Source organism: Sphingomonas sp. (assembly GCF_965227385.1).
Classification (GTDB): Bacteria; Pseudomonadota; Alphaproteobacteria; order Sphingomonadales; family Sphingomonadaceae; genus Sphingomonas.
In genome coordinates, this window is record NZ_OZ245750.1 from 2,479,234 (window position 1) to 2,497,630 (window position 18,397).

Below are 18,397 nucleotides of genomic sequence, written 5' to 3' on the forward strand. Positions count from 1 at the left end.
GTCTCCGTCAGGCGTCGTCAGCAGATTCGCCGCCCGGCATGTCCTCGGGGAGGACCGGGCCAACGGCGCATTCGCAGTTGGGGTGGAGCGGGACGTCGGCCCCGCCGGTGAAGTCTTCGTCGAGGCCTACAATCTCGCCATCGAGCAGCGCGCAGTCCTCGCAGCAGTCAGCGGAGGCCATCCACTCTTTGCCCGCGACGACCCCGGAAGCCCGCCACCCCGCATAAGCGCCCTGGGTGTCGGCGATCGCCGTTTCGGTGCGCGCGATGTTGGTCGCGCGAGCCTTCGAGAAGGCCCCGCTTTCGCGCACCGCGCGGGCGAGGTCCTGGTTGCTGGCACCCTCCTCGACGGCGTTCGTAACCGCCTTGCGGACCATGTCGCGGGTGGTGGCCGAAATCGACCACGACCCGTTATCGACCAGTTCGCCGTCGACCACCTTGCGGCCGATCAGCTCGGCGGCGCGGCGCTCGGCGAACTCGCCGACATTGCGAACCAGTCGGCTCCGGGTTTCAGGGCTGAACAGACCCAATTCCTGAAGGCTCAGCTTCCCGGCACCCGCTGCGAGCTTCGCGAGGAAAGGCTCGATCAGCTTAGGTAGGTCGGACCACGACCAGTCGATTTCTTCGAACACGCCCTCAAGCGCGCGCTCGAAGCCGTCATCGGCGGCCTTCTCCATCGGGAACCGATCTTCGATCAGGCCTGCGATCTCGCGCGCCTTGCCGGCGAAGTACCGGTTCAGCGCTGCGGCGAGGCGACGTTCGGCTGCGCGAGGCGCGGCCTTCGCCAGGTCACCCTTCGTCGCGTCGTCCGTTTCAGTTTCTTCGCCCTTGGCCTTCGGCGGCACATCACCTTGCTCGCCGGGCTGCGTTGCGCCAGGTGCGACACCGGGGGCCAGCTCGGGCGGGACTTCTTCCGGCTCAGCGACGGCATCTTCCAGACGGGTCGGCGAGCCATCGACGGTCGGCACCGCCCCGATGCCACCAGGCAGGGGATCGTCGCCGTTGCGGTCGCGGACCTCATCGCGGGTCAGCGTGCCGTTCTTGACCCGTATATCCTCGATCCGGGCCTTCGCTTCGGGGTCGAACTCGCGGTCTTCCGTCCAGGCGAATTCGAGATCGGGGCGACCGAAATCCTCAGCGAGGATGCGGTTCATGACGCGGCGGATATAGCCCATCATGTTCCCGAGACCGGCCGCCTCAGCAGCCTCATGCTCGGTGGTTGCCGAGCCCTGACCCAGACCCTGCTGCTTCAGGAACGGCGTCGGGGCCGTCGAGAAACAGAAGCAGATGATGCGCGCCAGCCACTCGTCGAACGCTTCCTGGAGGGGCGGTGCCCCAATCGCGTTCCAGACAAATCCGGCAGGGAGAAACTGGTTCTTGCGACGGTTTTCGATGCTGGCGGTGAGCAGGTTGTTCCACATCTTCTCGACCTGACCGATCTGGTCTGCGGTCGTGCCCTCGGGGGCTGTGAAGAAGCCGTCGCTGAGATTGCCGTGGGTGAAGAACGCCTTTTGGCTCTTCAGCCGCGCAATCGCCGTCTCGACGGTATCGACGATCTGTTCGACGCGGCTGTAGCCATAGACGTGATCGACCCGATAGTTCTGCGGGAAGTAGAGCAGCTCGGCGGTGGTGTAATTCACCGCCGGCAACCCCTTTAGCACCTGCTGATACGAGGCGTCGGGCATGACCGGCTGACGACCGCTCTGGTCGAGCAGCGGCTTAATGGTTGCGCCGTCGATGATTTCGAAAGAGTAGGGACGGCCGCCACGATCACGCCGACGGTAGATCGAAAGCGCGTCGAGCACGAAGTTCTGTTCGAGCAGCGCGCGGACCCACTGGCCCCAGTCATGGACGCGGTCAGGATATTCGAGCTGGCGCTGGATTTCGAGCACCGAAGCGTCGGGCCTTTCGTTTCCACGCGCGCCCTCCTTTTTCCGCGGCTTAACGCTCCAATCCAGCGCCTCGATTTTGTCCTTCTGCCCTTCCATGACGATGCGAACGGTATCGTTGCGGGCGAGCGCCTTCAGCTTGTCGAATCCGATCAGCTCGGCCGAGCGAGGCTTGTTCTGGAGGTTGGCAGCGACGGGGAAGTCGAAAGCGCGGCCCGCGACCTCGGGCGGTGCCTGTGGGGGTAGCGCCCTGTTCGGCCCGAACCACTCCTGCGGCACCGAGCCGTTGTAGAGGTAGCGGACAGCAACGATCGCGCGCTGGATGATCGACTGATCCGACATCCGTGCAACGCCTCCTGATTGAGCTATGCCGACTGATCGGCGGATGTGGTCGACTCAGCCGCCCAGGACAGCCAGCCTTCGAGGCCGCTGCCGGGGGCGAGATAGTTGAAAGCTCCCGAGGCGGCGTCGACCTGATCGTCTTTCGCCGCGTTCGGAAAGGTGCAGAGCTCGGTGATGAAACCCTCGTTCCAGGGCGCTTTCACCAAGCGGACATTGCCGGCCTCGCACTGAGCCGAGAACGGCGCCGCGCGTGTCTCCTTCGATCCGCTCTCGACTTCGGCTTTGACGATCCAGCCCGCGAGCATCCGGGTGAACGCTTTGGCTTGGGCCTTGCCTGCCTGCGCCGGATCCTGATTGAGGTGGATCGCGACGTTCTTCCCGTCCAGCGTGGCGGTGTTCTGCACCGCCTGCTCGACCTCGTGCGGCGAGCCCCGGAATCGGATGATATCGCGGACCCAGAAGAACCCGTCCGGGCACTTCGACATCAAGCACCCCACGGTCCAGTCCGGGTCGCCTGTCGCGCCCTCCTCGGTGCCGGCGAGGTCCCACTTGCGGACCCAGGTGCCACCTGCGGGGGCGGCGTCGACCACCTTGAACCAGTGCTTCTTGAACAGCCCGCCCTCCTTCGGGGCTGGCTCCTGTGCGTACTGGCCCGCGAACTCGTAGGGCTTCTTCTCCTCCATGCGGCGGAGCGTCGCGATGTCGTGTTTCGCGGGCCACAGGGCGGTGCCGTCAGGCTGGATCGCGGGAATCTTGAGCAGTTCCCACTCTTCGCCGTTGCCGCCATTGAGCAGCCAGCCCGGCAAATCCCGCTCGTGCAACCGCTGCCCGATGACGATGATCGGCGTGTCGGGCGAGTTCACGCGCGATTCGAGCGTGTTCTTGAACCACTCGATCACGCCCTCGCGGATCACGTCCGACTTCGCCTCGGCCGCCTTGTGGATGTCGTCGATGATGATGGCACCACCGAAGCCGGGGCGCAGCTTGCCTGCACCGAAGCCAGTAATCGTGCCGCCTTCGCCCTGGGCATAGACGACGCCGCCGGCGGTCGTGCGCCACTCGCCCTTCGCGTTGCTGTCCCGGCGCAGCTGCACCTCCGGGAAGATGCCCCGGTATGCCTCGTGCTCGACGATCCGCTTCGCGTTGGCGGCGTTGTTGACGGAGAGCTTGTCGGAATAGCTGGTGTGGATGAACTCGGCGTCGGGGTTGAGCCCGAGCGCCCAGGCGATGAAGTTGACCACCGCCAGCTCGGTCTTCGAATACCGCGGCGGGATGTTGATGATGAGGCGCTTACATTCGCCCCGATAGACCCGCATCAGCGCATCGCAGATGGTTCGGTGGTGCCAGTTGTGCAGCCACCGATAGCCGCGCATCGACTTGAACATGTAGCGCGAGAAGAAATACAGGTCCGCACGCGCTTCGAGCTTCACCGCCAGCGCATAGGCCTCGGCGCTCTCCGACATCAGAAATCTTCGATGGCTCGCGCCCGCGCCTTGAGATAGTCGGCCGTCGATACCTCGGCTCCATCGCCCACGCCCTGATCGGGCGTCGGGAAACCGGGATGGCCGACGTTCTCGGTCGTAGCACCCAGCGCCAGCCGCCCGATGCGTTGTGCAGCCTCCGCTGCAGACGCGATCAACCGCAGCTCGCTCGCCGGGATGTCCTCGCCGACCACGGCAAGACGCCGGGCGCAGCGTGCGCGGATCGCCTTCGCGACGCGGAGATCATCGCGATTGAACTGGAGCAGCTCGGTGATGCGCTCCTTGCTCGCCGCCTCGGCAGCCTCTGCGATCGCGATCTGCTCGAACTTGAGCCGCTCCATGCCCCAGCGATGGCGCTCCGCCTGCTTCTTGACGGTCTCCGGTTTCAGCCCATGCTTTTCCGCAAGCTCGGCAATCGTGATGCGGGTCTGGACATATTCGAGCTTAAGCTTCGCCCAGTCGGCGATCGGTCCGCGCGCCATGTGCTTTACTTCCCTCGACCCGTTACTAGAGTATCGGGCATGACGAAATTTCCTTTGAAGGTCACAGTGTTAGGCCCGGGCGAAACGCTCAGCGGGTTCCGTTACTGGTGGCTGAAATCGGTGCAGGACTTTGACCTGTCGGTCCATTGTGCCCGCTGCCTGCGCGGGCCGTATGACCGGCGGATCGGCCGCGCGATGCTGCTCAACCAGCCGGTCGAGCTGCGGGGCGATCTGGTCTACCTCTGCGGCGTGTCGCCGCGCTGGTCGACCAACTTCCACGCCGCCGCTGAGCGCGTCCCTGGGGAAACGTTCGATGTCCCGACCTACAACGGCCTGACCGTCCGATTCGAGAACGGTCGCCAGATCCCGATCGAGCCGCTGCCCGACGGCTATCGCGGGATGGACAAGACCTTCACCACCTGTCGGAACTGGCAGTTCGCCGTTCAGATGAGCGAGGCCATCACCGCCAGCACGTCCTCGTGACGGCCGATCCGCTTCTCCCCCGGGAGGGGGAGATTGAACTCGCGCTCGATGGCGCCGCGCTGGTCCGGAGCCTGCTTCGCCTTCACTACTGACGCCTGCCAGGCCGATGTGCCCTCGTGGTACTGGTGCTCGCCGTCGTCGCGGAAGTGCTTGCGCACGATCGCCTGGACATCCTCGGGCGAGTGGAATTTCTGGAAGAACCACTCGCCGCCCCGGAACAGGCCCGAGATGTTGTGCTGGTCGAGGAACTCGACCTCGCGGTGCTGGGTAATGCGTCGGCTCATTCGCGCGCTTCCCAGAACCCGCTTCATCGGTCGACCGCTGAAGAACGCTCGGCCGCCGGGTTTCAGGAAGGCGTTGACGCATGCCAGGACATCGTCCTCCGCCTGCTGGGTGTCGACGCTGTTCAGCACGTAGTCGCAGATCACGACATCCCAGAGGCCGTGCATCCGGATCGACAGCAGCATGGTGTCGATCATGCGATTGATCGCGGTCAGGTCCAGCGCGCCGCCGCGGCGACGGAAGAATTCGAGACCGTGGATGTCGTAACCCTGGGCCTTGAGCGTCCGGACGTAATCGCCCTGGCCGCACCCGAAATCGAAGATCCGCGCGGTCTTCGGCACCTCGCGCAGCAGCCAATCGTAGGTTGGGCTGTAGTTGTCCTTTTGCCCGCCGCGCAACCGGTAGAGCTGAGCGAATGTCTGGTTGAAGGTCCGCCGCTCGATCCGGTCGTAGCTGTACCGTCCGTACTGTTCGGCGAAGATCGCGCGCACCCGGTCGACTTGATCATCGGGGACGTAGAAGCAGCGGACCTTCTGGGAGATGACATGCGCGGCGAGAGCATAGCTCGCGCTCGACAGAACCTCTCCCTGCATGGAGGCGACACAGCCGCCCCAATTCCCATAAGCTGTCAGCATCCGGGCGACCTCGGAGCGGGTCGATGCGCCGATCGAGCGATGGTTGCCCGACACCAGGTCGACCATCGCAAAGCCGGGTTCGGTCGCCGGCGGCACCCAGGCGGCTTCTTCGCCGCTGTCGAGATCGGTGCCGTTGTGCAGCTGGTTGAAGCGAATTTCGTCCTGCGGGTTCGGCTTCTTCGACAGGAAGCAGACCGGCGTGTGGGTGAAGCCCGCCATCTTGGCGGCGCGGGTGCGTTGGTGGCCGGCGACGATCAGGCCGTCGCGCAGCGCGACCACGGGTTTAACGATGCCGAGGGTGCGGAGGCTGTCGGCCAGCGCTGCCAACGAGGCGTCGCTGATTGCGCGCGGGTTGTAATCGGCCGGGCGAAGCTGGTCGATCGGGAAGCTGGGGTCAAACACGGAGCGATCGCTCGACGAAGCCGTTGCTGATCCCGAATTCGTCGACATGGGCCTGAAGCCGGGCTTCGAGCCATGCCGCCTCGTCGTCGGTGAGCGGAACCTTCTTGTTCCCGAAGGTCAGCTGCAGCGTCTTGCTGTCGCCGCCATTCGGCTGCTGGAGCGGTTCCAGCTCGTCGGGCATCTCGCCAGCCTGCTCAAGCCCGACCATCTCGTCGACGCCGAAGCCTGTCAGCGCGACCGCGAAGTCGTCGCCCAGGAGCGATTCGAGCTCGACGCGGAGCAGACCCTCATCCCACGAGGCGTTCTCGGCCAGCTTGTTGTCGGCGATGATGTACGCCCGCTTCTTCGCCTCGTCCCAGCCGCGCGCCACCATGACCGGCACCTGGGCGAGATCGAGCAGACGCGCGGCCATGACGCGGCCATGGCCGGCGAGGAGCATCCCGTCCTCGTCGATCAGGACAGGGACGGTCCATCCCCATTCGCGGATCGCGGCGGCGAGCTGGGCGACCTGCGCCTCGCTGTGGATGCGGGCGTTGCGCGCATAGGGCAGCAGGGCGGCGACGTCGCGCAGTTCCACGGCGGCGGCCGGCCAAAGAGCCGTATCCGATTTACTCGACACAGGGATTTCCTCGCGACGCGCGGCACCGGCCCGCGAAAAGGCGGGTCGAATGGGGCAAATTTGGGGGTGAACCGTTCCGCGTTTGGGAACTTTCCGTGATGGCTATATCCATCGAAGTTCGTGGCACTGTCAATCGCGAAAATTGCGATTTCAAATAGTGTTATGTGTTACCCTACATTTTTATTGACTTGTGTAAGGCGCGCGCTTACATTCTTCCCATGATCAAGTCGTTCCGCAGCAAAGCCCTCAAGGTCTTCTTCGAGAAGGGGGACGCCTCGAAGCTCCCCGTCGAGAACCACGATCGCGTCCGTCGCCAGCTCATCACCCTCGATGAAGCGACGACGCCGGAAGCGATGAACGTCCCGGGCTGGCGGTTCCACGGACTCAAGGGCAAACCCAAGCGGTATGCCGTCGATGCCAGCGCGAACTACCGCGTCACATTCGCCTTCGACGGGCAGGATGCTGCGGCGGTCGATCTGGAGGATTACCACTGAACTGCGACCATGGAGGGTCAGGTTTTATGACGATGACTACGGGCCTGAGGCCCATGCACCCCGGAGAGCTTTTGCGGGAGGATGTCCTCCCCGCGCTGGGCGGGAAGAAGGCGGCGATCGCGCGGGCGCTCGGCGTCTCGCGGCACACGCTGTACGAGCTGCTGGCGGAGCGCCAGGACGTGACGCCGCAGATGGCGCTGCGGCTCGGCAAGCTGTGCGGCAACGGTGCCGAGATCTGGGGGCGGCTCCAGCTCAGGTACGACCTCGCCATTCAGAGCGAAACGATGCGGGAGGAGCTGGAGCGAATTCCGACGATGGAGGCCGCTTAGAGATACGACCGGCCGAGGAGCGGTCACTCCCCGGCCGGAAGGTTCCCTACCAAGGAACCTGCGCCTGATGCCCGCGCGCTAAGCACCGCGCAAGACTGCCAGATCACAAATTTCTTTCCCTACCAAGGAGCTACCGATGAACTACGTCACAGGGGGCATCACGCCTCCCGACCCCGATTCAGCGGTCCCGCCCGATCAGGCGCTGGCGACCCTCGCCAACATCAAGGACTTCACCGACGGGCGCGACCGCGCGATCGCGATGTGGCTCGAAGCCTATGACAGCTTTCACGCTACGACTGCGGCGGCTGGGGCGACCTGTATCGCGGGCAACCTCTCGCTCTCGATCCCGCAGGATGATCGCTACTCCGACAACTCCTTCACGCGGGCATTCTTGACCGCAGGGCAGGGGCAGCGATGGGATCAGGGGCAGCGTCGCCAAGTCACCTATGATGCCCGCGACGAATTCGAGAAGGTCTTGACCGCCTCGATCGATCGCCGGTGCTGGTCACACCTGATGGATCATCTCGGGTTCGACACTTTGCTCGACAGCCAGGCGCGGGCCGAGTTCCACGAGAGCATCCGCGACACGCCGCCGGCGTTCACAGTGGAGAACGCGAACGCGACATTCTCCACCGTCTGGGCGAACCGCCGCGAGATGTACCTGCGCGGCATCGCCAACGTGTTCATGCAGATGGACCGGCGCTTCCGTTCCCACGACGCCTTCGCGATCGGCAACCGCCTGATTTTCTCGAACGCGCTGGCCATCGACTATGCGAGTTGGTCGTATCACGACCGAGGCAAGCGCGATGCCCTCGCCGACGTCGAGCGCATCTTTCGCGAGCTGGACGGGAAGGGGCCGCTACCCCGCGCGCAGCAGATCTCGGAGCGCATCGCGATCTCGCCCGGCGCGCGGCCGCATCGCTTCGAGGAGGACTATTTCAAGATCGACGTCTTCAAGAACGGCAACATCCACCTCTGGTTCACGCGCAAGGACCTGCTCGCCAAGGTCAACGAGCTGCTCCTCGAATACTACCGCCCCGTCGAGGGTGATGTCGATGAGAGCGCCCCGGGCTATGATGCCGGACCGCTCTACCATTCGACCCCGGCGAAGCATTACGGGTTCTTCCCGTCCCCGGAGCCGGTGGTGGCGCAGGTCATGGCGCGAGCGGAGCTACAGGGCCGAGCCGATTGTGCGGCGCGCGCGTGGGACGATTGGCGCCCGAGCCGCGTCCTCGAACCAAGCGCGGGAACCGGCGCGCTCGCGGCGGCCGCGCGGGCCAAGGGCCACGATGTCACCTGTGTCGAGATCCAGCCGCACCTGGCCGCGCTGCTGCGGACCAGCGGTTACCGGACGCGCGAGGGCGACTTCCTCGCGATGCAGCCCAACGAACTCGGAGGGCTGTTCGATTTCGTCATCATGAACCCGCCCTTCGATCGTGGCCGCGACTGCGACCATGTCCGCCACGCGCTCAAATTCCTCAAGCCCGGAGGCCGGCTCATCGCGGTGATGTCCGCCAGGGCGGAACACGCAACCGATGCTCGCCACAAGGCGCTGCATGATGAACTCGCTCGGCTGGGCCGCGGCAATGCCCGTTGGATTGACCTGCCCGAGAAGTCGTTCGCCCTCGCAGGCACGAACGTCAACACCGTGATCCTGGACGTCAGGAACTACCGGTGATGCCCGCGACCATTCCCTACCAACGGAGCAACCCTGATGTCCAAGGAACCCCCGCCCACATCTGATTTCCCGCTGCCCAAAGACAAGGTCGATGAGCAGATCGCCGATGTCGGAAGGCTCGCCGATCGCGATTTCGAGCGGTTCGGCTGGAATGAACCGAAGCCGTCATTACCCCCGAAAAGGAAGCGCGCACCGCGCAAGAAAAAGGTGCAGAAGCAGTAACTTAGAGTGGCGATTGTGCTTTACCCCGGTCGCCGGTGTCATAGAGTTCGGGCTCCCTACCAAGGAGTCCGAACCCATGATGATTGACCACGGCATCCACCAGTTCTTTGACCAGGTGGACGATCTTCCCAGCGAATGCTGCGCGCGCGACCGCGATGATAGCCTGAGCGCATGGATCGTTGAGAACTTCGGCCCCGAGATCGCAGATGCGATCGTTGAGCGCGTCGGCGCGGAGGTGCTGTGATGACGAAGCGCATTGCCCTCGACCGCATCTTCGGTAACCCCGATCAGCCCCGCAAGATCTTCGACGAGGAGGAGCTGCGGCACCTCGCGGCGTCGATCCGCGAGAACGGGCTGCTGCAGCCCATCACGGTCCGCAAGGAGAAGGACGGGCGCTACATGATCGTCGCCGGCGAGCGCCGGTTCCGCGCCTGCCAGCTGCTCGCCGAGCAGGGCGGCGCGGCAGATATCGCATGCAACCTCGCGAAGGTGGATGACGCACAGCTCGCGATCGACGCCATCATCGAGAACGACCAGCGAGTCGACGTCACGCTGATGGAGCAGGCGCGGTCCTATCAGCGCATGATCGCGGAGTTCGAGTACACGCCGGAGGCGCTGGCGGTGAAGCTGGGCAAGCCGCTGGTGCGGATCACGGAGCGGCTCCGGTTGCTCAATCTCACCGAGGAATGCCAGCACCTGCTCGAGCGCGGCCAGCTCTATCAGACGCAGGCCTATTACCTCGCCGGGCTGTCCGAGGCGGGGCAGGGGAAGCTGCTGCGCCAGATCAATGCGGGGCGGTGCCGGACCGTCACGGCCCTTCGCGATATCGCCCAGGCGATCGCCGAGGCCGAGGCGCAGACCTCAATGTTCGGGGATGCCGAGACACCGCCGCCGCCAACGGTCGCAGAGATCAGCGCCGCGCGCGGATTCGAGGCACGGCTCGACAACATCGCGGCGTTCCTCCGCGCCGGCATCGATGACAACGTGGTGACCGCGGTGCGGAAGGTCGATCCCGGCCGGGCCGCGACGATCGCCGAAATCCTTGCGGTGATGCAGAAGGACCTGCATCGGATGGAGGCCGCATTCAGGGTCGCGGCGGTGCAAGCGGAGCTGGCGGCGTGAGGGAACCGAAGGCATGGAAGCAGCGGCCGACCCCGCTCCCGTGGACGCCGGAGGAGGACGCCAAGCTCGAAGACATGACCCGGTTGGGCGTGGTCTCCGAGGCTTGGCCCGTCCAGCTACCGAACCGACGGTTCTACGAGATCGTCGAGCGACGGCTCGAGTTGGGGCTGCGCTGCGCCCCGCTGCTCTGAAGTCGATGCTGCGCTATGCGGCTGCTCACCTGAATCGGCATCGCGCGGGACGTGGTGAACGCAGAGCGGGTCAGTGCCGGGGTCGTAGATCTGGCAGACTTGCGGTCTGGTCTCATAGATCGTGCAACGCCCGGTGCGCTGGTCGAGCGCGGTGCAGGTCCAGCGCCACAACCCTTCCTCGTCCCGATAGATCGGGCGAAAGGGCAGGCCGGCACGCATAGCCATGTGCTCGGCGCGCTCGAATGACATCGGCTGGTCGACTCGCTCGCCATGCGGCCCCGTGGGGCCACCGCGCAGCGGGAGGTCGCGGCAACAGTGGCCGGGATCGATGCAGACGTCGCAGAGGCCGCCGCGGTTCATGCCGGTTCGCTTTCAGGCTCGGGCAGCGGCTCCGCGCTGACGATATCGAGCGCAGCGATCTGCAGCAGTGCCTCTTTGACCCGGCCCTGTGCGCTCAGACCGGGAGCAGTCAGGGCGCTTTCGACCCGTCCCATCGCATAGGGGTAGAGGGTCTGCCACGAGTGCAGGTTGGACCGGTGGCGTCGGTACTGGTCGAGCAGCTGCTCGCTGGGGCGGGGCGCGGTCACGCCGGCACCTCTGGGCCATAGTGGACCTCGGCGACCGCGCGCGCCTGAACCGACGCGACCACGATGCCGGCGGACAGAACGTCGAACCAGTCGAGACCGTGGTCGCCATAATTCTCGTGGCGACGCTCGATCCACTCGACCTTGACCTTGCCGCGCCCGGCGATGTGACTGTCCGAACCGACGGCGTGCGCGATCGGATATTCGCCCTCGCGGCCGGGCTCGACGCCGTAGATGGCGGTGATCTGGCGGGTCATCGGGCATCTCCGTTCAGCGAGCGGCTGTCGAGGCAGCGATACCCGGTGCTCGTCGACGCGTCGGACGGTGCCCCAGCGAGCAGGGACTCGGTCAGTTCGTCGAAGGATGATGCGGCGTCTTCCAGTTCTGCGTGCATCCCACCGGGCACATCGTTCAGGGCGTTGACCACGCGCTGCCAGGCGGCCGCGATCGCAGCGATAGAGTGCGGGGGTACCGCTTGCCGAACTATCGCGAGATAATCGCCGATGGCGTCGGCCGCCCGGTAATCGACTTCCTCGACCGGATAGTCGCCGGGGACGCCAAGCCCTGGGTAGAGCGAGCCGCCATAAGCGCGGGCGACGATCGCTGCGATCTTGTCTCGCCATTCGGCGGGTTGGGGAGCAGCGGGGACTTCGGTGGCGAGGGCGGCGGTATCCGTTCGATCTAGCGCCTCTTGCACAAGACGGATCATCGTATCGGCTCGCTCCTCCGCCTTGTCGGCGTGGATCGCGCTCAACATCGTCCGCAGCACCGGCAACGCAGTGCTGACGTAAATCAGCGTGCTGAGTAGGTCATCACGCTCGCGCTCGACCTGCGCCCATCCTTCATCCATGCGGGGGAGGGTCGCGAGCGCATCGAGTTCGGCGCGCGCCGCGCGGCGCTTTTCAGCGGGCATCAGCCCATAGCGCTCGATATACTCAACCGCTTTCCGCAGCGCATCATGGCTCTGCGGCATGGTTTGCGGCGCGAGCAGTCCCGCGATCTCCTGCACCCCGGCGGCGGTGACCATGATCCCATTCGCGTTGGCGCGCGCGGCGATCGCGGCAAAATCGGGTGGCTGCGTCATGCTTCCTCTCCTCTGGTGGTGGATTTTGGCTTCCCCTTCCGGCCCCAAGGGTTGGTGCCGGCGCGGCCGATCATGTGTGCGCCGCGGCGGGAAAGCTGGACCTGCGGGTGTGTCGGGGCGGTGATCGGTTCGCCGGTGATCTCGGCGAGCAGCTCCTGGCAGAGTCGACCGACGCCGGGGCGATCGGGGTGCATCCCCAAGGCGGCGCGCAGGGCGACGCGCAGTAAGGCATCCCGCGTCATGGCCGTGCAGCCCCGAGACGACATTGAGCCGACGCGCTGGCGACGGATCGGGACATCGCAGCGGGCATCACTCCGAACCCTCCTCAGCGAGAGAGGGCGGGGGTGCCTTCGGGCGCGGGGCCAGCAATGTCCCCTCACCGAGCCGCGCATAGGCGTCCTCGACGTCGTCGCGCTTGACGGTGTGCCGGGCCAACAGCTTGAAGCTGGGCCACATCCGCAGGGCCGAGATCAGACGCTTGCGGGCGGTGCGCCAGTGCAGCCCGTGCTCCTTGGCGAGGCGGACATAGGGGGTGTTGGTCAGCACCATGTCGATGATGAGGCGCTTCGGGTTGGGGATGCTGTTGCGCCAGGCGCGATAGGCAACCTCGAGCCTGATACGGCCCAGCGATTCGACGAGCTGGTCACGCGCTGACCCCGAACAATCGACGCGAGCCTCCAGCGACCCGCTGCGGACCGAAACGGACCGCTCGATCATCTCGACGACGCTGGCGATCTCCTCGGCGGCCGCAAGATCCTCGGCGTCGATCTTCCCCAGCTTCGCCATGCGCGAGAGAGGGGACTGGCGCCGATGCTCCGGAACTCGATCGATCCGTTCCAGCGTTTCTGGGGCACCCTGCTTGTGGCTCCACTTCGCTTCGAGCGCGGCGCGAGCCTCGGCTTCGGCTGCGCGCATGGCGGGGCCATATCGCTTCTTCAGCGCGCGGATGTCGTCGCCCCCGGTCATTTCTCGGTCTTCCTTTTGCCGAAACACTTCTCGGCGATGAGCTTGGCTTCCTGCCCGGCGACCCAGCCTAGCTTGCGCTCGACCTCATCGGGATTGAGCAGGGCGAGGCCGTGGAGCTGCCATGCCGCGCGAGCCGCCTCCCATGCGGCCTCGGGATCGGGGTCACGGGCCTGAGCGGCGATGCGGGTCAGCGAGGTGCGGATCGCGGCCATCAGCCCTCTCCCTCTGCGGCGGTATCAGGGGCTTTGGTCGCGGCGAGGTACGCGCGCATCTGGCGCTGGCGTTCGGCCTCCTGCTCCTCGCTCTCGCGGGCCGCGTCGGCCTCCCGCTGCGCCCGCTCGAGCTCGGCCTGGCGTCCGGGAATTTCGCGGAGGCGCTCGATGTCGCCCCGGACCGTGGCGATGTGCTGGGCCAGATCGGGCTCGAAAACCTTCAGCTTGTACGGCGCCCGGTTGGTGCGCTCGCGGAGACGCGGCCCGGCCTGCTCCAAGACCGGGATGATGTCGGTCTCGAAGTCGGCACCGCGAGCGAGCCAGCTGTCGAGGACCGGACGCCAATCGCTGGGCACGGTGATAAACCCCCCGGCCTTCATCAAACGGGCGAGACGAGGATCGGCATCAGGCTGGGGGGTAGGGGGGTTATTACTATTCCCTTCCCTTCCCTTCTCTTGGGACGATTCTCCCCGGGGAGGCGCTGTCCGGTCGGATCGGCTTTCCTGTCCGGTTGGATCGCGGTCGGATCGCGCATTTGATCCGGTCGGATCGGTGCCGCGTCCCGGTGGGATAGAATTTTCATCCGACTGGGATGATCGGCGACGCGCCTTCACCAGAACCTTCGAGTCCGGATTGAGCGCGGCCAGCAGCTCGCCGGCGCGGAAAAGGTCGGCTTCGAGCGGTGCGGGGTCGAACTCGGCCTTCCAGCGCTTGGCATTGCCCGCACCGCTGGCGAGGCGCTGGATCAGCTTCTCGATCCACGCCTCCAATGCGACCTCGCAGACCGTCTCGTGGTAGAAGCGTCCATCCGAGCACAGCACGAACCCGCGCAGCGCGTTGTCGCGGACCGCCGCCCAGGTACGGAGGTCGCGGCCCAGCCCGGCCGCCTTGGTTAAGGCGGCGTCGTCGGCGTCGAGCGATCCGGCCGGGACCGAATGCCATGCCGACATCCAGAGGTTGAGCCCGGCGCGCCAGGCGCTGTCGTCAATGATCGCATCGAACCCGGACTGTCTAAGACGCGGGATATCGATCATCATGCGAGGGAAGTCGCTGAGGTCGCAGTTCGCCGGGGTCAGCGGGGCGGGTAGGTGGTCAGTCATCGTCTTCCCCGTGAACGGTGTCGAGGTGGTGCCGGAGGTTCTCGGGCAGGACAGTCAGCGTGCAGCCCGGTGCAGGGCAGGGGACGCGGCGCGCATTCTCGCGCGCGACCTGAGCCAGCGCGCGCTCCAGCCGCTCCGCTGCGGGACCGCCGAAGTTGAGCCCGGTCGGGAAGGGATTGCCCGCCCGCCCGCTCACAGCCGGGTGTCCTGGAAGAAGGTGTGGTCGCGGACCGCCTGATGGGCGCCGAAGAAGAAGCAGTTGCGGCGACCCAGAGCACCGCCGCGGCGCTTCGCGGTGTAGAGCTCGACGTGATCGCGTGCCGCCTGGAGCGCGAGTTCCCAATCGGCACGGCGCTTGTCGTCTACCTTCGGCTCGGCAGCCTGCAGATAGTATTCGTCGCGGTAGACGAACATGACGATGTCGGCGTCCTGCTCGATATCGCCGGCGTCGCGGAGATCAGACAGCAGCGGGCGCTTGTCCTCGCGCTCCTCGCATTTGCGGCTCAGCTGGGCGAGCACGACGATGCAGACGCCGCAGGCCTTCGCGACCTCCTTGATCGCGCGGCTGATGGCGCCGACGTCGTTGTACCGGCTCCCGGTCTCGCGATCGGGCTTGATGAGGCCGAGATAGTCGATGAACACGACGTCGAGGGTCTGGCCCTTCGCCGCGAAGCTGCGCTGGTACCGCCGGATCAGGGAGGCAAGACGACCGATCTTGAGCGTCGCCGGATCGGTCAGCTGTAGCGGCCAGCTCTCGATCATCTCGCGCGCGGACTGGATGCGCTGGCGGTCATGGGGGGAGAGACGCGCGGAGCGGATCTGGTCGTAGGTCGGGTTCTGCCCGTATTCGAAGACGAGGTCGGCGATCGCGCGCCGCATCAGCTCGTCCTCGGACATCTCCAGGCTGATGTAGAGGCCGCCCTTGCCGGCGCGCCCGGTGGCCAACCACGCCGAAAGCGCGGTGGCGGTCTTGCCCATGCCGGGCCGGCCGCCGAGGATGATGACCTCGCCGTACCGCATGTTGCCGGTGAGGTAGTTCCAGTCCGCGAAGCCATCGAGCTTCACCCCAGGGACGGCGATCCCGGAAGCTTCGTCGTCGATCCTGCCTAAGGTGGCATCCATCGCGGCCGCAATGGACCTGCCTTGGGTGACGCCGTGCTTCGCCATCGCGGCGGTCAGCGCCGAGTCGACGGTTTCCGCCAACGCCTCGACTGCGACATCGAGGTTGTCCGCTTTCTGCATCGACACGATGGTCTCTTGCAGGGCGTCATAGACCCGCCGCCGCTTCGCCATATCTGCGATCTGGGCCGCGAACTGGCGCACACCGATGAGCGCTGCGCCCGAGCCAGTCAGCTGGGCGAGATATGCCGGGCCGCCCAATTGGATCATGGCCGGATCGTCGACGAACATGGGACGAAGCAGCACCGGGTTGGCGCGCTGCTCCGTCGCGGCGGTGTTGAGGATCGCCGCATAGATCCGTCCATGGAGCGGCTCCATGAAGTCCTCCGGTCGGACCTGATCGGCAATTCGATCGATCCAATCGTTCGAGATCATGAGAGCGCCCAGGAGCGCTGCCTCTGCCTCAACATTGTAGAGGCAATCCGGATATGCGTTGCCCGCGGGCATCTGGATGGCGGTCACCGGCATGACGCCCCCACCCACGCGGCGTACGCGCGCTGCCAATCGCTCGCTGCAGCATCGAGCTCAGCGACGAAGGTTGCGTCGTTCTCGAGCTCCGGGGATTCGGCGAGGCGCAGGCACAGCGCGCGGTGCCGTAACCATGCGGCCTCGACAGTCAGCTCGGTCGGGAGGATGGCGATCGCCGCGCTCATTGGGTCTGGTCCGGCTGCGCGTCTGGGTTCCAGCGATCGAAGTCGGCTTCGATCTCTGCCCAGTTGCGGGGGTGCTGCGCTTTGAGGTCCGGGGTTCGCTCGTATCGGACGTACCCGTCGGGGCTTGGTGCGAGGAAACCGTGATAGGGAGCGGTCCATCGCGACGGGCTCAGTTCAAGAGCCTTCATGTCGCGGCGGGTGACGGCCCCACGCCGCTCCAGCAGGATCAGCAGCTTGATCGCTTTGACCTTCCAGGGTGTCAGCGCGACCGGCGCGCTGTCGCCGCCGCAGACGTCGGGCACATATTCGGGCAAAGTCTCGCGCGTCGTCGGGAGCCACGAGAACCAATTGCGATCGCTATACTCGCGGATCTCGGTGGGCAGCTCGGCGGTGCACCGCCAGAATCGACCACGCCGCCGCTCGTATTCTTCATGCTCGGCATCGATCGTGATGACGGTGACGCCGAGATGCGCGGCGAGGCTCGCCATGTGGTGCTGGCAGCTGTCGCCGGGGACCAGCACCGCGCGATAGTCAGGCCCGACCTCCGCCGCCCACCGATACGGTGGCAGTGCCTGCTCCAGAACCTTAGCGTTGAGGCTCAGCTTCGCCTCGATCCCGATCTGCATGCCATGCGCGTCGTGGGCGAGGAGCAAATCCCAGCCCGCGGTCTCCGGGTATACGGTCCAGCCGTCCCCGTTGGGTATCGTGCTGGTCGACCAGCGCCGCTCCTGCAGCCATCCGCGGAACGCGAGGACCAGATCGGTTTCCTTGGCGAAGGCCTTGCTCATGCGCGGCGCCTCACTCGGTCAGGCTCCGGCATGAACAGGTGATTGGAACGCCAGGGCGGCGTCTCCTTCCCGATCTGCGTGACGAGGTGGTCGAGGATGCCGGCGGCCTCAGCGGCGTTGTGGTCGGGAGCCGGCCAGCCCAAGTCGCGGCACCGGTTTTCGGCCATGATCTTGAAATCTTCGGAGCGGCCGGTCGCGGACCCGTACCAGGTCTTCCGCCAGCTCGCGGAATAGATCAGCGTGCAGGGAATCGCGGCGGCTTTGGCGGCCCACTGGGTGAAGCTGACCAGCGCGACCTGCTTGAAGATCGTGGGGCCGTCGAGGTGCGGCGCAATGAACATCGCCTCGATGCCGATGCGCTGCGGCCGATGCGCGCGGAGGAAGTCGCCGAGCCACTTCCGATACAGCTCGAGCATCGAGCCGGCATCGTAATCCCAGCCGACGATAGGTTTCACGCCCAGCTGAGGCTGGGGGGCGTGGCCATCCCACACCCCCCAGCCAGTCTTCGAGCTGATGTCGAAGGCAGCGTAGCGCATCAGGCGGTCAGCCCCTTGACCGCCCACATCACCGCTTCCTCGACCTTGGTCTTCGCGAGCGAATATTCCCGGCTCGCGCCGAGACCGTCGATCGCGGTGAGGAACTCGGCACCGAGATCCTTGATGCGGACCATCTGCGCCTTCTCCTCATCGCTGAGGACGCGGTACTGGTGCCGCACGGCGTTGTTGAACGTGCGGCTATCGCCTTCTGAGGCGACCTGCTGTTCAGGGGCGCTCATTATGCTGCGTCCGGAATTTCGCCGGGCGCGGCTTCGCTGTCGTTGGCGAACAGGTCCGCCTGGACAGGCACACCGAGCGCCTTGTTGCACAGCGTCTGGCTGCGATCGAACTCGGCGCGAACGTCCGGGTCCATCTCGCGACGGCGTTTCGCCGCGCGCCATGCATCCATGTCGATGTTCGACGCCTTGATGCGCTTGCGCTCGGCCGAGATGTCCGCGTTGATCGACGCCCGCTGCTTTTCGAGCGAAATGATCTTGTCGGTGCATTCCCGGATCAAGCTGATCTGTTCCGGATCGTTATGATCCGGGGGAGGGGTTCCTTGTCCCATCACATTCTCCTGGTCAGGTGGTTCCGCCGTCCCGAGACTTGCCGGCATGCGCGTAGGGGACGCGCCATCCCACCGGC

General features: G+C 65.7%; 28 protein-coding genes. 8 read left to right on the top strand and 20 right to left on the bottom strand.

Annotation, left to right across the window (positions count from 1 at the left end; all coding sequences use genetic code 11):
• Window positions 1-7: 7 nt before the first annotated feature.
• The 3 genes from ACO05N_RS12015 to ACO05N_RS12025 are packed head-to-tail and all read right to left on the bottom strand — an operon-like array spanning window position 8 to window position 4,193.
• Window positions 8-2,230: a phage portal protein gene (locus tag ACO05N_RS12015; protein ID WP_422057322.1), complete on the bottom strand. Its 2,223-nt coding sequence runs from the start codon at window positions 2,228-2,230 to the stop codon at window positions 8-10.
• Window positions 2,231-2,253: 23 nt separating this feature from the next.
• Window positions 2,254-3,660 (bottom strand): phage terminase large subunit, encoded by a 1,407-nt coding sequence (gene terL / locus ACO05N_RS12020; protein ID WP_422057323.1) that lies wholly within the window; start codon window positions 3,658-3,660, stop codon window positions 2,254-2,256.
• 32 nt (window positions 3,661-3,692) lie between these two features.
• Window positions 3,693-4,193, bottom strand: a complete 501-nt coding sequence (locus ACO05N_RS12025; RefSeq protein WP_422057324.1) for a hypothetical protein — start codon at window positions 4,191-4,193, stop codon at window positions 3,693-3,695.
• A 39-nt stretch (window positions 4,194-4,232) separates the two neighbouring features.
• On the opposite strand from ACO05N_RS12025, the gene ACO05N_RS12030 reads away from it, so the two are divergent.
• On the top strand, window positions 4,233-4,676 hold the full coding sequence (locus ACO05N_RS12030; RefSeq protein WP_422057325.1) for a hypothetical protein: 444 nt from the start codon (window positions 4,233-4,235) through the stop codon (window positions 4,674-4,676).
• Here ACO05N_RS12030 and ACO05N_RS12035 read toward each other — a convergent pair.
• Both ACO05N_RS12035 and ACO05N_RS12040 read right to left on the bottom strand, forming a co-directional pair.
• A complete protein-coding gene (locus ACO05N_RS12035; RefSeq protein ID WP_422057326.1) occupies window positions 4,637-6,043 on the bottom strand; it encodes a ParB N-terminal domain-containing protein in 1,407 nt (468 codons plus the stop codon). The genes ACO05N_RS12030 and ACO05N_RS12035 overlap by 40 nt on opposite strands.
• Window positions 5,988-6,614 carry a ParB/Srx family N-terminal domain-containing protein gene (locus tag ACO05N_RS12040; protein ID WP_422057327.1) on the bottom strand — a complete coding sequence of 209 codons (627 nt, stop codon included), beginning with the start codon at window positions 6,612-6,614 and terminating at the stop codon, window positions 5,988-5,990. Before ACO05N_RS12040 ends, ACO05N_RS12035 begins: the two co-directional genes overlap by 56 nt.
• 218 nt (window positions 6,615-6,832) lie before the next feature.
• Between ACO05N_RS12040 and ACO05N_RS12045 the strand changes: the two genes are divergently transcribed.
• The 7 genes from ACO05N_RS12045 (at window position 6,833) to ACO05N_RS12075 (ending at window position 10,650) form a co-directional block, all read left to right on the top strand.
• Window positions 6,833-7,108, top strand: coding sequence for a type II toxin-antitoxin system RelE/ParE family toxin (locus ACO05N_RS12045; RefSeq protein ID WP_422057328.1), 276 nt, complete (start codon window positions 6,833-6,835; stop codon window positions 7,106-7,108).
• 26 nt (window positions 7,109-7,134) lie between these two features.
• Window positions 7,135-7,437, top strand: coding sequence for a HigA family addiction module antitoxin (locus ACO05N_RS12050; protein WP_422057329.1), 303 nt, complete (start codon window positions 7,135-7,137; stop codon window positions 7,435-7,437).
• Between the two features lie 136 nt (window positions 7,438-7,573).
• Window positions 7,574-9,115, top strand: a complete 1,542-nt coding sequence (locus ACO05N_RS12055; protein WP_422057330.1) for a DUF4942 domain-containing protein — start codon at window positions 7,574-7,576, stop codon at window positions 9,113-9,115.
• A gap of 36 nt (window positions 9,116-9,151) precedes the next feature.
• Window positions 9,152-9,337, top strand: coding sequence for a hypothetical protein (locus ACO05N_RS12060; protein ID WP_422057331.1), 186 nt, complete (start codon window positions 9,152-9,154; stop codon window positions 9,335-9,337).
• Between the two features lie 76 nt (window positions 9,338-9,413).
• On the top strand, window positions 9,414-9,581 hold the full coding sequence (locus ACO05N_RS12065; RefSeq protein WP_422057332.1) for a hypothetical protein: 168 nt from the start codon (window positions 9,414-9,416) through the stop codon (window positions 9,579-9,581).
• The gene (locus ACO05N_RS12070; protein WP_422057333.1) at window positions 9,581-10,459 is read left to right on the top strand and encodes a ParB/RepB/Spo0J family partition protein; all 879 of its coding nucleotides are present in this window, start codon (window positions 9,581-9,583) and stop codon (window positions 10,457-10,459) included. Before ACO05N_RS12065 ends, ACO05N_RS12070 begins: the two co-directional genes overlap by 1 nt.
• On the top strand, window positions 10,456-10,650 hold the full coding sequence (locus ACO05N_RS12075; protein WP_422058786.1) for a hypothetical protein: 195 nt from the start codon (window positions 10,456-10,458) through the stop codon (window positions 10,648-10,650). Before ACO05N_RS12070 ends, ACO05N_RS12075 begins: the two co-directional genes overlap by 4 nt.
• On the opposite strand, the gene ACO05N_RS12080 is transcribed toward ACO05N_RS12075, so the two are convergent.
• The 15 genes from ACO05N_RS12080 to ACO05N_RS12150 form a co-directional block, all read right to left on the bottom strand.
• A complete protein-coding gene (locus ACO05N_RS12080) occupies window positions 10,576-11,010 on the bottom strand; it encodes a YkgJ family cysteine cluster protein (protein WP_422057334.1) in 435 nt (144 codons plus the stop codon). The genes ACO05N_RS12075 and ACO05N_RS12080 overlap by 75 nt on opposite strands.
• Window positions 11,007-11,237 (bottom strand): hypothetical protein, encoded by a 231-nt coding sequence (locus ACO05N_RS12085; RefSeq protein ID WP_422057335.1) that lies wholly within the window; start codon window positions 11,235-11,237, stop codon window positions 11,007-11,009. Before ACO05N_RS12085 ends, ACO05N_RS12080 begins: the two co-directional genes overlap by 4 nt.
• On the bottom strand, window positions 11,234-11,491 hold the full coding sequence (locus ACO05N_RS12090; RefSeq protein WP_422057336.1) for a hypothetical protein: 258 nt from the start codon (window positions 11,489-11,491) through the stop codon (window positions 11,234-11,236). Before ACO05N_RS12090 ends, ACO05N_RS12085 begins: the two co-directional genes overlap by 4 nt.
• Window positions 11,488-12,261, bottom strand: a complete 774-nt coding sequence (locus tag ACO05N_RS12095) for a hypothetical protein (RefSeq protein WP_422057337.1) — start codon at window positions 12,259-12,261, stop codon at window positions 11,488-11,490. The genes ACO05N_RS12090 and ACO05N_RS12095 overlap by 4 nt, the downstream gene beginning before the upstream one ends.
• A gap of 53 nt (window positions 12,262-12,314) precedes the next feature.
• Window positions 12,315-12,560, bottom strand: a complete 246-nt coding sequence (locus tag ACO05N_RS12100) for a hypothetical protein (RefSeq protein WP_422057338.1) — start codon at window positions 12,558-12,560, stop codon at window positions 12,315-12,317.
• A 67-nt stretch (window positions 12,561-12,627) separates the two neighbouring features.
• Window positions 12,628-13,284 carry a hypothetical protein gene (locus ACO05N_RS12105; protein WP_422057339.1) on the bottom strand — a complete coding sequence of 219 codons (657 nt, stop codon included), beginning with the start codon at window positions 13,282-13,284 and terminating at the stop codon, window positions 12,628-12,630.
• The gene (locus ACO05N_RS12110; protein ID WP_422057340.1) at window positions 13,281-13,496 is read right to left on the bottom strand and encodes a hypothetical protein; all 216 of its coding nucleotides are present in this window, start codon (window positions 13,494-13,496) and stop codon (window positions 13,281-13,283) included. The genes ACO05N_RS12105 and ACO05N_RS12110 overlap by 4 nt, the downstream gene beginning before the upstream one ends.
• On the bottom strand, window positions 13,496-14,533 hold the full coding sequence (locus ACO05N_RS12115; protein ID WP_422057341.1) for a hypothetical protein: 1,038 nt from the start codon (window positions 14,531-14,533) through the stop codon (window positions 13,496-13,498). Before ACO05N_RS12115 ends, ACO05N_RS12110 begins: the two co-directional genes overlap by 1 nt.
• Window positions 14,534-14,588: 55 nt before the next feature.
• Entirely contained in the window at window positions 14,589-14,792 is a 204-nt protein-coding gene (locus tag ACO05N_RS12120; protein ID WP_422057342.1) for a hypothetical protein, read from the bottom strand.
• The gene (locus ACO05N_RS12125) at window positions 14,789-16,243 is read right to left on the bottom strand and encodes a replicative DNA helicase (RefSeq protein ID WP_422057343.1); all 1,455 of its coding nucleotides are present in this window, start codon (window positions 16,241-16,243) and stop codon (window positions 14,789-14,791) included. The genes ACO05N_RS12120 and ACO05N_RS12125 overlap by 4 nt, the downstream gene beginning before the upstream one ends.
• The gene (locus ACO05N_RS12130; protein ID WP_422057344.1) at window positions 16,234-16,428 is read right to left on the bottom strand and encodes a hypothetical protein; all 195 of its coding nucleotides are present in this window, start codon (window positions 16,426-16,428) and stop codon (window positions 16,234-16,236) included. Before ACO05N_RS12130 ends, ACO05N_RS12125 begins: the two co-directional genes overlap by 10 nt.
• On the bottom strand, window positions 16,425-17,216 hold the full coding sequence (locus tag ACO05N_RS12135; RefSeq protein ID WP_422057345.1) for a hypothetical protein: 792 nt from the start codon (window positions 17,214-17,216) through the stop codon (window positions 16,425-16,427). The genes ACO05N_RS12130 and ACO05N_RS12135 overlap by 4 nt, the downstream gene beginning before the upstream one ends.
• Window positions 17,213-17,752 (bottom strand): hypothetical protein, encoded by a 540-nt coding sequence (locus tag ACO05N_RS12140; RefSeq protein ID WP_422057346.1) that lies wholly within the window; start codon window positions 17,750-17,752, stop codon window positions 17,213-17,215. The genes ACO05N_RS12135 and ACO05N_RS12140 overlap by 4 nt, the downstream gene beginning before the upstream one ends.
• Entirely contained in the window at window positions 17,752-17,991 is a 240-nt protein-coding gene (locus tag ACO05N_RS12145) for a DUF7681 family protein (RefSeq protein ID WP_422057347.1), read from the bottom strand. The genes ACO05N_RS12140 and ACO05N_RS12145 overlap by 1 nt, the downstream gene beginning before the upstream one ends.
• The gene (locus tag ACO05N_RS12150; RefSeq protein ID WP_422057348.1) at window positions 17,991-18,320 is read right to left on the bottom strand and encodes a hypothetical protein; all 330 of its coding nucleotides are present in this window, start codon (window positions 18,318-18,320) and stop codon (window positions 17,991-17,993) included. The genes ACO05N_RS12145 and ACO05N_RS12150 overlap by 1 nt, the downstream gene beginning before the upstream one ends.
• Between the last annotated feature and the right edge of the window lie 77 nt (window positions 18,321-18,397).